Annotated in this window: 16 protein-coding genes; 13 read left to right on the forward strand and 3 right to left on the reverse strand. The window is 56.2% G+C overall.

All coding sequences use genetic code 11. The annotated features are described in order from the left end of the window. Positions 1-32: 32 nt before the first annotated feature. From OYT1_RS01860 to OYT1_RS01870, 3 genes are read right to left on the reverse strand one after another with little or no spacing between them, the layout of a single operon-like run. On the reverse strand, positions 33-2045 hold the full coding sequence (locus tag OYT1_RS01860; RefSeq protein WP_062625600.1) for a tetratricopeptide repeat protein: 2013 nt from the start codon (positions 2043-2045) through the stop codon (positions 33-35). 38 nt (positions 2046-2083) lie between these two features. Further along, complete coding sequence (locus OYT1_RS01865; protein WP_197714102.1) at positions 2084-2767, reverse strand: WbqC family protein; 684 nt, start codon at positions 2765-2767, stop codon at positions 2084-2086. Positions 2768-2798: 31 nt separating this feature from the next. Beyond that, positions 2799-3905, reverse strand: coding sequence for a DegT/DnrJ/EryC1/StrS family aminotransferase (locus OYT1_RS01870; protein ID WP_062625880.1), 1107 nt, complete (start codon positions 3903-3905; stop codon positions 2799-2801). A 423-nt stretch (positions 3906-4328) separates the two neighbouring features. On the opposite strand from OYT1_RS01870, the gene hisC reads away from it, so the two are divergent. The 13 genes from hisC (at position 4329) to OYT1_RS01935 (ending at position 12499) form a co-directional block, all read left to right on the forward strand. Beyond that, positions 4329-5423 carry a histidinol-phosphate transaminase gene (gene hisC / locus OYT1_RS01875; protein ID WP_062625598.1) on the forward strand — a complete coding sequence of 365 codons (1095 nt, stop codon included), beginning with the start codon at positions 4329-4331 and terminating at the stop codon, positions 5421-5423. 9 nt (positions 5424-5432) lie between these two features. After that, positions 5433-6020: an imidazoleglycerol-phosphate dehydratase HisB gene (gene hisB / locus OYT1_RS01880; RefSeq protein WP_062625597.1), complete on the forward strand. Its 588-nt coding sequence runs from the start codon at positions 5433-5435 to the stop codon at positions 6018-6020. A 4-nt stretch (positions 6021-6024) separates the two neighbouring features. After that, positions 6025-6660 (forward strand): imidazole glycerol phosphate synthase subunit HisH, encoded by a 636-nt coding sequence (gene hisH, locus OYT1_RS01885; RefSeq protein ID WP_062625596.1) that lies wholly within the window; start codon positions 6025-6027, stop codon positions 6658-6660. Between the two features lie 14 nt (positions 6661-6674). After that, positions 6675-7427, forward strand: a complete 753-nt coding sequence (gene hisA, locus OYT1_RS01890; protein ID WP_062625595.1) for a 1-(5-phosphoribosyl)-5-[(5-phosphoribosylamino)methylideneamino]imidazole-4-carboxamide isomerase — start codon at positions 6675-6677, stop codon at positions 7425-7427. After that, complete coding sequence (hisF, locus tag OYT1_RS01895; protein WP_172588567.1) at positions 7424-8185, forward strand: imidazole glycerol phosphate synthase subunit HisF; 762 nt, start codon at positions 7424-7426, stop codon at positions 8183-8185. The genes hisA and hisF overlap by 4 nt, the downstream gene beginning before the upstream one ends. Before the next feature lie 97 nt (positions 8186-8282). Beyond that, entirely contained in the window at positions 8283-8672 is a 390-nt protein-coding gene (gene hisI, locus OYT1_RS01900; RefSeq protein ID WP_062625593.1) for a phosphoribosyl-AMP cyclohydrolase, read from the forward strand. Beyond that, positions 8669-8983, forward strand: a complete 315-nt coding sequence (locus OYT1_RS01905; protein ID WP_062625592.1) for a phosphoribosyl-ATP diphosphatase — start codon at positions 8669-8671, stop codon at positions 8981-8983. Before hisI ends, OYT1_RS01905 begins: the two co-directional genes overlap by 4 nt. After that, positions 8980-9330: a histidine triad nucleotide-binding protein gene (locus OYT1_RS01910; RefSeq protein ID WP_062625591.1), complete on the forward strand. Its 351-nt coding sequence runs from the start codon at positions 8980-8982 to the stop codon at positions 9328-9330. Before OYT1_RS01905 ends, OYT1_RS01910 begins: the two co-directional genes overlap by 4 nt. Before the next feature lie 14 nt (positions 9331-9344). Continuing rightward, positions 9345-9566 (forward strand): Sec-independent protein translocase subunit TatA, encoded by a 222-nt coding sequence (tatA, locus tag OYT1_RS01915; RefSeq protein WP_062625590.1) that lies wholly within the window; start codon positions 9345-9347, stop codon positions 9564-9566. 15 nt (positions 9567-9581) lie between these two features. Further along, on the forward strand, positions 9582-9956 hold the full coding sequence (gene tatB, locus OYT1_RS01920; RefSeq protein ID WP_062625589.1) for a Sec-independent protein translocase protein TatB: 375 nt from the start codon (positions 9582-9584) through the stop codon (positions 9954-9956). Then, positions 9956-10681, forward strand: coding sequence for a twin-arginine translocase subunit TatC (gene tatC / locus OYT1_RS01925; protein WP_062625588.1), 726 nt, complete (start codon positions 9956-9958; stop codon positions 10679-10681). The genes tatB and tatC overlap by 1 nt, the downstream gene beginning before the upstream one ends. Positions 10682-10781: 100 nt before the next feature. Further along, positions 10782-11999: a glycosyltransferase family 9 protein gene (locus tag OYT1_RS01930; RefSeq protein WP_062625587.1), complete on the forward strand. Its 1218-nt coding sequence runs from the start codon at positions 10782-10784 to the stop codon at positions 11997-11999. After that, positions 11996-12499, forward strand: a complete 504-nt coding sequence (locus tag OYT1_RS01935) for a GtrA family protein (RefSeq protein ID WP_062625586.1) — start codon at positions 11996-11998, stop codon at positions 12497-12499. Before OYT1_RS01930 ends, OYT1_RS01935 begins: the two co-directional genes overlap by 4 nt. The last annotated feature ends 1 nt before the right edge of the window (position 12500 follow it).

Raw genomic sequence — 12500 nt, forward strand, 5'->3', positions numbered from 1 at the left:
GAGATGAGCTGAGGTTGGTGGTATCGGCCGCCCTAATCACTATAAACCCACTTGAATTCATGCTTGAATATCTCCTTCGTGGATTCAGGCGCATAGTAGTCCTCGGCTTTTCTGCCTGCGAGAAAGTCAGTGTGTCTGGCCGGGTGGGTGAACTCGGCCCAGAAAAAATAATCGCTGTCTTGAATGAGGCGAAGATTCTCGGTACGGAACGCTGAGTCGATAAAGTCGTGGTCGATGGCATAGAAACTCGCAATCGAGTTAGCGCCGCAGAGTGGATGGCGAATCATGTGATCCAGCATTTCAGCCCTCGCATAGAAACACAAGGGAGGTGGAACCCAATTTTGAGCTGAGTAGTAGCTGCCGTGGTCGCGATAGCGGAGGCAGTTGTTTTCGCTGACTAGGGCGGAGTAGCTTTGTGGGTGGATGAAGTCAGTCATGGATTTGCGGACAAACATCCGTGAGTCGAGCCCAGAGTCAGCATCGTCGGATAGCATTCGCTTTAGTTCTGGATAAGCGACTTCAGAGTTGATCCTAGGCATAGCACACGCCACCGTTTCAAAGGGCGTCATATCCATGATCACTCGATGAATCGAACCGGAAATGATCGCATCAGGCAAGGCCATGACTACTACGGACTTTAGTGCCAGAGATCGTTTAACCTGATCAATGATAGGGAGCGTGAGGATAGGATAAATATCCTGCGAGAAAGCGAGAAGCTCGACGTTGATTCGGTACTTTATGCCGCGCTGAGTGATCTTATGCAGAAACCCTTGCAGAGGTTTTAGGTCGGCGGGTGTGGTGTAAATGTTGTAGGTGACGGAGCGCTCTTGTAAGAGTTTGTCAAAGCCTTCCGTCGCGGCAAGGGCGGGGTAGGCAATGTGCTCAAGGTAGTCTATGTGCTCTTGTCCGATCACGATGCAAAATAACTCGACGATCTGCCCCAGCTCGAACGAATCATTCTGAATGTCTAATCCGGTATGGTCGATGAGTGCGCGCTCTCCAGTGCAGAACTGTTCGGCAATGCTTGCTAGTTGATAGAAAGTCAATCGACTATCTACGTCACCAGGTAGGCAGTTCAGCCCCCAAGCTCCTTCTCGGCTAAAGCTATTTGCAACCAGTTGACACACATCGAACGCCGCCGCATCGCCGCCGACTTGGTGTTGCATGTCAGCCCAATTGAGATAGACCTCGGAATCGTTGGGTTTAATGTTCACGTTCCCTTTAAGTAATTCAAGTGCGTTTTCGGTATCTCCCGACTTGGCTAACATGTCCGCATATAGTTTACGTAGCGGGACCGAATTCGGCTCTTCGTTCAATAGCTGTGTGAGGTTGGTTTTCGCTTCGTCCCAGCGTTGTTGGCGGATAAGGACCTGTGCCAGCCAGATGCGCATCTGAGTATTTTTAGTGTCGAACATCAGATAGTCACGACATAACTGTTCCGCATCGGTAAGTCTGTCCTGACGATGCAGCTGATCTAGCAGCATATGGTAAGCACGCAGATCGCTCACATTCAGTTGGATGCAGTCGCGCAGATGGCGCTCTGCTGTAGCGAAATCACCTAATTGCCAAACCAGACTGGCTAAGGGGAAGATGGCGCTGAAATCATCGCCGGCCGTGGTCTGGGCGGCAGCGAGTATGCGCGCAGCAGCGATCCGTTGATTTTTGCCAAGGAGCAGATTGGCGAGTTTGACGCTGGCGGCGATGTTTCCTGGTGATAGCTCAAGCACCTTGCGGCAGGCTCTCTCTGCCTCAGCACCTGCTTGGAGGTTGGCAAGCTCCATCCATGCCTGAATGTCGAAAGGGTCTGCTAAAACAGCCTTCCCAAGAAAGGCTACGGCCGCTTGAATGTTATTCCGCTGTTTGAGTACCAGTGCATCTTGATAATGTCGCTCTGCTTGTGAGTCGCTGATCTCGGAGTACATCTTCACTGCCAAGTCTATCGAGCCCTGCGCGGCCAGTGCATGCGCTTCCTGGAACCTTGGATCTGCGAATTGATTGAGCAGAAATGATGCCGCGACAGAGGTTGGCGATTTTTCACGATTCATGGTTTTTCCTTGCTGGGTTCGGTCCGAGCGAGCTGGATTCAGATGAGCTCATAGGCGTTGTAGAGATAGCTTTGTATAACATCAGGCGAGTTGAACATCATGACGTCTATGATGGACAGGTGCGGCACGAAAGCATTGCCAAATTGAGCATATTCGGGCAGTTTCGAGCGAATGAAATTCAACTGGATGCCCCGTTCTTGGAAAGCCTCTTTTTCGTATAGATCGACGCCGCCGATAGCGTTTATGTAGATACTCGCGTGCATCGCATCGCACTGTGCGAGTACCTTGGCTTGCCTCCGTAGCGTATGGTCGATGGCAACATTGGAGGATATTTCTATCGTGGTTGTAATACCTAGCTGCTGGCAGATTCTGGTAATGGAGTGGTGCAAAAAGCGAAATAGATTCGTGTCCTCATAACGCACGATCTGGTCGAGCAGCGGCATAGTCTGTTCGAAATATGGGGCGCGTCGATAGGCGCCGATGAATTGGTTTAGTAATTTGTCACGCTTGAAGGCAGTAGCTAGCTCACGCTCGCAAATGTCTAGGTCATCTGAGTCATGTTTTAGTGGCAGCGAGAACGTGGAGTCTGTGCCATTGAGTAATAATCGATTGCGATTTATCCAGCCTTTTTTCGTGTATTTGGTGTTGTCATAAAGGATAAACACGTCCACCGCTGCTATCAGCTGGAAGTAGCCGATGTAGGGAAGGAAGTAAGGTTGCATGATAGCCAGCTTCATTGTGTTCGGGCCGCTGTCAGAATCGTGCGATCAGGTCGGTAATTTCTGCAACTTTGGTAAGTTCCAGATCGGGGTAAATCGGCAAGCATAGAATTTGCTGCGATGCCCTGCTTGCCACCGGCAGATTGTCGTGATGAGAGGAGGGCAGGCTACGATACATCGGGAAGTCGGAGATCAGTGGATAGAAGTAGCGTCTCGGGTGAATGTCATGATCCTTCAGTTTTTGATATAGCGCATCACGGCTAAGCGGGTATTCCGGTCCGACCAGAATCGGAAAATAGACGTAGTTTGCATCTTCTCTGTCCATTTCCCGCAGGCAGAAGATTCCGGGCACGTCGCGCAGTAGCTCATGGTAAGTGTTGGCGATGGTTTTGCGGCGCGCTTTGATCTGGTCAAAGCTTTTCAGTTGCAGCAAACCCATGGCGGCATTTATCTCACCCATTTTTCCGTTGATGCCTGCGGCGACGACAGTGGTTTCGTCCACAAAGCCGAAGTTCTTCAGGTGGTCGATGCGATTTTTGGACTTGGCGTCTGGGCAGACGATGGCGCCCCCCTCAAAGGTGTGGAAAGCTTTAGTGGCGTGAAAACTCAGCACCGACAAATCACCGTGGCGTAACAGGCTACCGCCTGCGTCGCGTACACCAAAGGCATGGGCGGCATCGTAAATGACCTTGAGATTGTAGTTGTCAGCAATCTTCTGGATGGCCTCCACGTCGCAGGGGTGGCCGTAGCAATGTACCGGCATGATAGCGGTGGTCTGCGGTGTGATTGCTGCTTCGATGCGGGCTGGGTCGAGATTCAGGGTGTTTGGCTCAATATCCACGAACACTGGTTTGATCCCATTCCACAGCAGGGAGTGGGAGGTGGCGACAAAGGAATAGGGGGTTGTGATGACTTCACCGGTGATGCGTAACGATTGCAGCGCTGTCACGAGTGCCAGCGTACCGTTGGCGAACAGAGCAATGTGCTCGACATTCAGATACTCACAAAGTGCCGCTTCAAGTTGTTGGTGAAATGGCCCGCAGTTCGTAAGCTGCTTGCTCTCCCAAATCTTCTCCAAATAAGGGAGAAACTCCTCAAGGGGCGGGAGATAAGGTTGCGTGACAAAGGTGGGGGTGCTCATTGCTTCGCTTTCGGAGAAAGATCGATCGCCGTCGATGTTATGGATAGCAGGCACATCAATTTGACCAGCCTTGAGTTATCTTGGTGGGCGCAACACCTCTGCGCAACTTGGACATGCTGCATCCATCGTGAATTGGACGTGAGAATACGCGGCTTGCCCGAGTTGCAAAGCAGGGAAAAGATGCTGGATATTGACTCAATTTCTGGAGATGAGAGAATTTTGGAGGTAAGTGCTGTGTCTGGTCAGTGATGGAAGCTTGCTGCATCTTGGTCAGGGCGTGCCTTATTACTACCCGCTGATGCTTCCTGTGGTGTAATCGGGGTGAGTTGAGAGGGGGCTTAAATCCCGCGAGAATTGCTTTCTAGCGCTTACGCAAACTCATGATTCAGGTAGAATGCCCGTGTTTTTTAGTGCTAGAACCCCATGTCTCCCGTTGAATCTGCTGTGACTCCTGAATCTTTGCTGCGCCCAGAGCTGCTGGCCTTACGCGCCTATCACGTGCCGCCCAGCAGTGGCATGGTCAAGCTCGACGCGATGGAAAATCCTTATCCTTTGCCGTTGGAGTTGCGCGCCGAGATCGCCCAATTGACGGCGGAGGCGGCCATCAATCGTTATCCCGATGCGTCTGCGGCTACGCTGAAACAAGCTATCCGTCGAGTAACTGACTTGCCTGCGGGCATGGATATCCTGCTAGGCAACGGTTCCGACGAGATCATCCAACTGCTGGCGATGGCCATCGCCAAGCCAGGTGCGACGCTGCTGTCGGTCGAGCCGTCGTTCGTGATGTACAAGATGATCTCGGTGTTTACTGGGCTGGACTACGTCGGCGTGCCGCTGACCGAGGATTTTGAACTCGATCTGCCTGCGATGCTGTCGGCCATCGAGCAACATCAACCGGCGCTGGTGTTGCTCGCCTATCCGAACAATCCCACCGGCAACTTGTTTGATGCCGCTGCTGTCGAGGCCATCATTCGCGCCACGTCGGGTTTGGTGGTGGTGGATGAAGCCTATTACGCGTTCGCTGCGGATAGCTTTTTGCCACGCTTGACCGAATTCCCCAATCTGTTGGTGATGCGCACCTTCTCCAAGCTTGGCATGGCTGGTTTGCGGCTGGGCTTTCTGGCGGGTAGTCAGGCATGGCTGGGTGAGCTGGAAAAATTGCGTTTACCCTACAATGTCGGTGTATTGCCGCAGTTGGTCGCGGAAAAGTTGCTAGAACATCACGATGTGCTGCTGGCGCAAGCCGAACAGATCAAGCGCGACCGCCTGTGGCTGTACGAGCGCCTCGTCGGCACCGTGGATGTGCGGGCGTGGCACAGCGAGGCCAACTTCATCCTTTTCCGTATCGCCAATGCGACCAAGATCTTTGAGCGCCTTAAGGCATGCGGTGTGCTCATCAAGAATCTGGACGGCGGCCATCCCGCGCTGGCCGATTGCCTGCGGGTGACGGTGGGCACTGAGGATGAGAACGAGTTGTTCATACGGGCGCTGCAAGACAGCCTCCACCAATCGGCATAAGGACACATCATGCGTACCGCGCAAGTTAGCCGCAACACTCTGGAAACGCAGATCAGCGTCTCCATCAATCTGGATGGCACCGGCAAGTCCAGTTTTGCCACGGGCGTGCCGTTCCTCGAACACATGCTGGATCAGATTGCCCGTCACGGCCTGATCGACATCGAGATTCAGGCCAAGGGCGATCTACAGATCGACGCGCACCATACCGTCGAGGACATCGGCATCACGCTGGGGCAAGCTTTTGCTAAAGCCATTGGCGATAAGAAGGGTGTCCGTCGCTACGGCCATGCTTATGTGCCGCTGGACGAGGCGCTGTCGCGCGTGGTGCTCGACCTGTCTGGCCGCCCCGGCTTGGTGTTCAATGTCGATTTCGTGCGCGGCAGCATCGGCAGCTTCGAGGTCGATCTGGTACGTGAGTTCTTTCAGGGCTTCATCAACCATGCGCTCGTGACTTTACACATCGACAATCTGGCTGGTTGCAACGCCCACCATCAGGCCGAGACCGTGTTCAAGGCCTTCGGACGTGCACTGCGCATGGCGGTGGAAGCCGACCCGCGCATGGCTGGAGTGATGCCATCAACCAAAGGTACGCTGTAAGCTGATGAGCAAGATCGCAATCATTGATTACGGCATGGGCAACCTGCGCTCGGTCGAACAGGCTTTGCGCCATGTCGCCCCTGACCATGACATCGTGGTGACGGACGACCCCGCCGTGGTCGCTGCCGCTGAACGCGTGGTGTTCCCCGGTCAGGGCGCGATGCCAGATTGCATGCGCGAGCTCGACTCACGCGGCCTGCGCACCGCCGTGCTGGAAGCCGCGCAGAGCAAGCCTTTTCTCGGCATCTGCATCGGTTTACAGATGCTATTCGAGCACAGTGCCGAAGGCGATATTCCCGGTCTCGGTGTGTTGTCCGGCGAGGTGGTGCGGTTTGCCCATGAGCTGCGTGATGCGCAAGGCGGCAAGCTGAAAGTGCCGCACATGGGCTGGAACTCTGTTCATCATGCGGATCATCCTTTGTGGGATGGCATCGCACAGGACGCGCGTTTCTATTTTGTCCACAGTTACTATGTGCAGCCGCGCGATCCTGCGCTGACGCAAGCGACTAGCGACTATCCGCAACCGTTCGTTTGCGCTGTGGCGCGCGGCAAGCTGTTCGCGGTGCAATTCCACCCAGAAAAAAGCCACGCAGCAGGGCTCAAACTGCTGCACAATTTCGTCCACTGGAACCCGCTTTAACTAAAGAATCTGCCATGCTGATAATTCCTGCGATTGACTTGAAAGATGGACAATGCGTTCGCCTTAAACAGGGCGAGATGGAGGGCGCGACCGTGTTCTCCGATGACCCTGCGGCCATGGCGCAACACTGGCTGGCACAAGGTGCACGCCGCCTGCATCTGGTTGACCTGAACGGCGCGTTCGCCGGTAAACCTAAGAACGAAGAAGCCATCCGAGCCATCGTCAAGGCCGTTGGCGACGATGTGCCTGTGCAACTTGGCGGCGGCATCCGCGATCTGGATACCATCGAGCGCTACCTCGACATCGGCATCAGCTACGTCATCATCGGCACCGCTGCCGTCAAGGTGCCTGGTTTCCTGCACGAGGCCTGCGATGCTTTCCCCGGCCACGTGATGGTCGGCCTAGATGCTAAGGGCGGCAAGGTGGCGGTGGATGGTTGGTCCAAGCTGACCGGCCATGAGGTGTGCGATCTGGCCAAGCGCTTTGAAGGCTACGGCGTGGAAGCCATCATCTATACCGACATCGGTCGCGACGGCATGCTGTCCGGCGTGAACATCGAAGCTACCGTAGAGCTGGCGCGCCCGTTGCACATTCCGGTCATCGCCAGTGGCGGAATCACCAATCTGGACGATATGCGACGGCTGTGCGAAGTCGAAAGCGAAGGCATCATGGGCGCGATCACTGGGCGCGCCATTTACGAAGGCACGCTGGATTTTCGCGTAGCGCAATCGCTGGCGGATGAGTTGTCGCCGCCGCTGCCGATCTGATGTTAGCCAAACGCATCATTCCTTGTCTGGACGTGACCGCTGGTCGTGTGGTGAAGGGTGTCAGTTTCGTTGAATTGCGCGATGCGGGCGATCCGGTTGAAATTGCCAAGCGCTATGATGATCAGGGCGCGGACGAACTGACCTTTCTCGACATCACTGCCAGCTCAGATGACCGGGGCATTATCTTCCGCATCATCGAACAAGTCGCTTCGCAGGTCTTCATCCCGTTGACGGTGGGAGGCGGCGTGCGCGAAGTGCAAGACGTGCGCAACCTGTTGAATGCTGGGGCAGACAAGGTCAGCATCAACACCTCTGCCGTGGTCAATCCGCAACTGGTGGCCGACGCTGCCGCGCGCTACGGCTCACAGTGCATCGTAGTCGCCATCGACGCGAAGCAAGTGCAGCCCGGTAAGTGGGAAGTGTTTACTCACGGTGGTCGCAAAGCCACCGGGCTGGATGCCATCGAATGGGCGAAGAAGATGCAGACGCTGGGCGCAGGCGAGATTCTGTTGACCAGCATGGATCAGGACGGCCAGAAGAAGGGTTTCGATCTCGGCCTGACCCGCGCCGTGACCGAGGCGCTGGAGATCCCGGTCATCGCCAGCGGCGGCGTTGGTAACCTGCAACATCTGGCCGAAGGCGTGAAGCTGGGCGGCGCAGATGCCGTGCTAGCCGCCAGCATCTTCCACTTCGGCGAATACACCGTGCGTCAGGCTAAGCAGTACATGGCGCAGCAGGGAATTGAGGTGCGGTTATGACACGGTGCGCGCAAGCGGTGGGTGCGGGAATAATCGCATCGCACCTCCACAAGAAAGCGGCTGAGTTAGTAGCAAAAGTGGCGGAGGTGCGGCTGTAATGAGTGATTTCTGGCTCAACAAAGTCAACTGGTCGGACGACGGGCTGGTGCCCGCCATCGCTCAGGATGCGGTGACGGGGCGCGTGCTGATGGTGGCGTGGATGAACCGCGAGGCGCTGAAACTGACGGCGGAAAAGGGCGAGGCGGTGTACTGGTCGCGCTCGCGCAAGAAGCTGTGGCACAAGGGAGAAGAGTCCGGCCACATCCAGAAAGTGAGCGAGATCCGCACCGACTGCGATCAGGACGTGGTGCTGTTACAGATCGAACAGCAGGGCGGCATCGCCTGCCACACGGGGCGCGAGAGTTGCTTCTACAGCAAGCTGGATGGCGACCACTGGGTGGCGACCGATGCCGTGCTGAAGAATCCTGACGAGATATATAAGAAATGAACGACATTTTGCAACGACTGATCGAGACACTGGAATCGCGCAAGGGCGCGGCGGCGGATTCGTCCTATGTCGCCAAGCTGTACGCTAAAGGCGACGATGCCATCCTTAAGAAAGTGATCGAGGAGGCGGGCGAGGTGCTGCTGGCGGCCAAGGATGGCGACAACGCGCATCTGGTGTACGAAGTGGCTGACCTGTGGTTCCATACTATGGTGTTGCTGGCGCACAAAGGGCTGAGCAGCGACGACATCCTCAACGAATTGGCGCGTCGCGAGGGCGTGTCGGGCATCACCGAGAAGGCGAGTCGAAAATGAGCGACAACTGCATCTTCTGCAAGATCGTGCGTGGCGAGATCCCTTGCCGCAAAGTGTATGAGGACGACGAGGTGTTTGCCTTTCACGACATCAATCCAGTCGCGCCCGTGCATTTCATGCTGATCCCTAAGCTGCATCTAGCCTCGCTGGCCGAGGCTGATGCCAGCCACGCCGCGCTGTTGGGTAAGATGTTGGTGCTGGCACCGCAACTGGCGAAGGAGCAGGGGCTGGACAACGGCTTCCGCACCGTCATCAATACCGGCAAGGGCGGCGGGCAGGAAGTGTTTCATTTGCACGTACACATCATCGGCGGCGGCAATATTCCGCCCATGGTAAAACGTAGTTAATCGAGGAGAGAGAAATGGGTTCCATGAGCATTTGGCATTGGCTGATCGTATTGGTAGTCGTGTTATTGGTATTCGGCACCAAGAAATTGCGTAACGTCGGCGAAGATCTGGGCGGCGCGGTCAAGGGCTTCAAAGAAGGCATGAAGAGCAGCGAAGATGCGGCTCCACAAGTCGAGCAAAAAGGTGGTCAGACCATCGAAGGCGAAGTGAAGAGCAAGACTCACTCGAATACCTGAGCGGTCTGACGCACGATGTTCGACGTAGGTCTGTCCGAGATGATGGTGATCCTAGTGGTCGCTCTCATCGTCATCGGCCCCGAGCGTTTGCCCAAAGTGGCGCGCACGATGGGGCTGTTGTGGGGACGCGCCCAGCGCTACATCAATGGCATCAAGAATGACATCAGCCGTGATTTGGCGATGGAAGAGATGCGGCAGTTGAAAGAGAAAGTGCAACAAGAAGCAACGGCAGTCGAGCAGTCGGCACGCACTTTCACTCAGACGCTCGATCAGCAGGTGGAGTTGGTCAATCGTGCCGCCGTCAACGCGCCGACTCAGGTTCAGGCTGTTGAGACCTTCGAGTTGCAGCCTACCCCGTCACCCCAGCAGCAAAAATTCCCGATTGATTGATGAGTACCAATGAGAGCTTTATCTCCCACCTGATCGAGCTGCGCAATCGCCTGCTCAATTCGGTCGTGGCCTTGCTGGTGGTGTTCGTCTGCCTGTTCCCGTGGGCTGCCGATCTGTACGCCGTGCTGGCACACCCGCTGTTGGCCAAGCTGCCCAAGGGTGGCCAGATGATCGCCACTGACGTGACTACACCGTTCTTCGTGCCGCTCAAGGTGGCGTTGATGGCGGCCTTCCTGATCGCGCTACCTTACATCTTGTATCAGGTCTGGCGTTTTATCGCTCCCGGTTTGTACGAGCACGAAAAGAAGTGGGTATTCCCGCTGGTCGCTTCCAGCCTGATGCTGTTCTTCTTCGGCATGGCGTTCGCTTATTTCGCGGTGTTCCCAGTGGTGTTCGGCTTCATCACGGCGGCGGCGCCCGTGGGTGTGGCAGTGATGACCGACATCGACAAGTACCTCAGTTTTGTGCTGTCCATGTTCGTCGCCTTCGGGCTTGCGTTTCAAGTGCCGGTGGTGGTGGTTGTGCTGGTCAAGATGAATCTCGTTACCATCACCAAGCTCAAGGAGATTCGCCCTTACGTCATCGTCGGTGCTTTCGTCTTGGGTGCCATTTTCACTCCGCCGGATGTGGTTTCGCAGTTCATGCTGGCGATGCCGTTGTGGCTGTTGTATGAGGCAGGCATCGTGGTGGCAGGGATGATGGGGAAATCGTCCGCTGCCGCGTAAGCTGCATTGTGAAATGCCCCGCTTTCACCGATAATCGCGCCGCGCTGGGTGCTGGCTTCAGGCATGTCCGGCGGGCTTACGATAACTGGATCTCGCTTCTTTGAATATCAACCTCCAACGCACGCTAGACCGAATGGTCGGAGTTCCCGTCTGTGCCCTGCTGTCCGGCTATGAGCGCGTACGGCGCTCGCTGTTCGGCGCTGTCGAACCGGCGCGACCTAAGCGCATCCTGATCGTGCTGCTGTCGGAGATGGGCAGTCTGGTGTTGGCGCAGCCGATGTTCGCCAAGCTCAAAGAGCAGTATCCCGAAGCCTCATTGCACATCCTGATGTTTGCCAAGAATCGCGAAGTGCTCGATCTGCTGGGCGTGATGCCGCCAGAGCACGTCATCACCATCAACGACAAATCTCTGGGCGGCTTCGCCTCGGACGCGTTGAATGCGATACGTACCATGCGCCGCCTCAAGTTCGATGTGGTCATCGACTGCGAGTTGTTCACACGAGTGAGCAGCATCTTCACCTATCTGGCCGGTGCGCCCATCCGTGTCGGCTTTTATCCGCACACGCAGGAAGGACTGTATCGCGGCAGCTACATGAACCGACCGGTGATGTACAACCCCTATCGCCATCTGTCGCAGCAATTCCTGACCATGGTCGCCGCCATCGAATCCAGCGGCACGCCGGTCGCCAAAGCGGCGGCTGCTGAGTTGCAAGCTCCGCCCTTGCTGAAATACGCGGCGGGCGAGCTGGAGCAGGTGGGAAGTAAACTACTGGGGGATTTTCCCGTGCTTGTGGGCAAGAAGCTGGTGCTGGTCTATCCCGATGGTGGGCTGCTGCCGATCCGCGCTTGGCCACCCGAATATTACAAGGAGCTGTGCGCGGCGCTGTTGCTCGAAGGCCATGCGGTCGCCCTGATCGGCTTGCCGGATGCCAAGCCGCTGGCGCAGTCCATCGTGGCGCACTGCGCCCATCCCCATTGCATCGATCTGACCGGCTACACCAAGTCGGTGCGCCATCTGCTGGCGATCTTCAATCATGCCGACCTGCTCATCACCAACGATGGTGGCCCCGGCCAATTCTCCGCGCTGACGCGTTTGCCGACGTTAGTGTTCTTTGGCCCAGAAACGCCCGCGTTGTACAGCCCGCTCGCGCCCAACATCCATTGTTTGTACACGGCGCTGTCGTGCTCGCCTTGTCTCACCGCCTACAACCACCGCAACTCGCCGTGCGACGGTGATAACCAGTGCCTGAAGCGCATCACCTCAGCGCAAGTGCTGGAACGCGCGCGTACCCTGCTGCAGGAACAAGCTGCCGCATGACGCCGTTCAAGCTCCGCATGCGCGCGGCGTCGCTATTGCGACGCATCTTCTCTATCCGTTTCCTGAAATTCGGCACTGTCGGCGTCTCCGGCATCGTGGTCAATCAGGGCGTGCTGTATGTTATGCAGGAGCATGTTTTCCATGTGGCGAACGTGGTAGGGCAGGTGGACTGGCTGCTGCTCAATGCCTCGCTGTCGGTGGCGATCTTCCTAGCGACGCTGAACAACTTCTTCTGGAACCGCCTATGGACTTGGAAGGATCGCGTGCAGCATCAGCACCGTCCGTGGATCGTGCAGTTCGGGCAATACACCTTGGCCTGCGGCGTGAGCATCGCCTTGCAGTTCATGTTCACCAACCTGCTGGCACCGCATGTGTATTACTTGATCGCCAACTTCATCGCCATCGGCGTCACCAGCGTGCTGAACTTCCTGCTCAACGATATCTGGACCTTCGGCCGCGTCAAGCTGTTGGGGAAAGCTGCCGTGCGGCAGCCGAAATAGC

It is taken from the genome of Ferriphaselus amnicola (genome assembly GCF_000974685.2).
GTDB classification, from domain to species: Bacteria; Pseudomonadota; Gammaproteobacteria; order Burkholderiales; family Gallionellaceae; genus Ferriphaselus; species Ferriphaselus amnicola.

Coding starts and splice junctions, on each gene's coding strand:
- hisI (WP_062625593.1), top strand. CDS start 8,283: ATGAGTGATTTCTGGCTCAACAAAGTCAACTGGTCGGACGACGGGCTG.
- tatC (WP_062625588.1), top strand. CDS start 9,956: ATGAGTACCAATGAGAGCTTTATCTCCCACCTGATCGAGCTGCGCAAT.
- tatB (WP_062625589.1), top strand. CDS start 9,582: ATGTTCGACGTAGGTCTGTCCGAGATGATGGTGATCCTAGTGGTCGCT.
- tatA (WP_062625590.1), top strand. CDS start 9,345: ATGGGTTCCATGAGCATTTGGCATTGGCTGATCGTATTGGTAGTCGTG.
- OYT1_RS01905 (WP_062625592.1), top strand. CDS start 8,669: ATGAACGACATTTTGCAACGACTGATCGAGACACTGGAATCGCGCAAG.
- OYT1_RS01935 (WP_062625586.1), top strand. CDS start 11,996: ATGACGCCGTTCAAGCTCCGCATGCGCGCGGCGTCGCTATTGCGACGC.
- hisC (WP_062625598.1), top strand. CDS start 4,329: ATGTCTCCCGTTGAATCTGCTGTGACTCCTGAATCTTTGCTGCGCCCA.
- OYT1_RS01870 (WP_062625880.1), bottom strand. CDS start 3,905: ATGAGCACCCCCACCTTTGTCACGCAACCTTATCTCCCGCCCCTTGAG.
- hisH (WP_062625596.1), top strand. CDS start 6,025: ATGAGCAAGATCGCAATCATTGATTACGGCATGGGCAACCTGCGCTCG.
- OYT1_RS01865 (WP_197714102.1), bottom strand. CDS start 2,767: ATGCAACCTTACTTCCTTCCCTACATCGGCTACTTCCAGCTGATAGCA.
- hisA (WP_062625595.1), top strand. CDS start 6,675: ATGCTGATAATTCCTGCGATTGACTTGAAAGATGGACAATGCGTTCGC.
- OYT1_RS01860 (WP_062625600.1), bottom strand. CDS start 2,045: ATGAATCGTGAAAAATCGCCAACCTCTGTCGCGGCATCATTTCTGCTC.
- hisB (WP_062625597.1), top strand. CDS start 5,433: ATGCGTACCGCGCAAGTTAGCCGCAACACTCTGGAAACGCAGATCAGC.
- OYT1_RS01910 (WP_062625591.1), top strand. CDS start 8,980: ATGAGCGACAACTGCATCTTCTGCAAGATCGTGCGTGGCGAGATCCCT.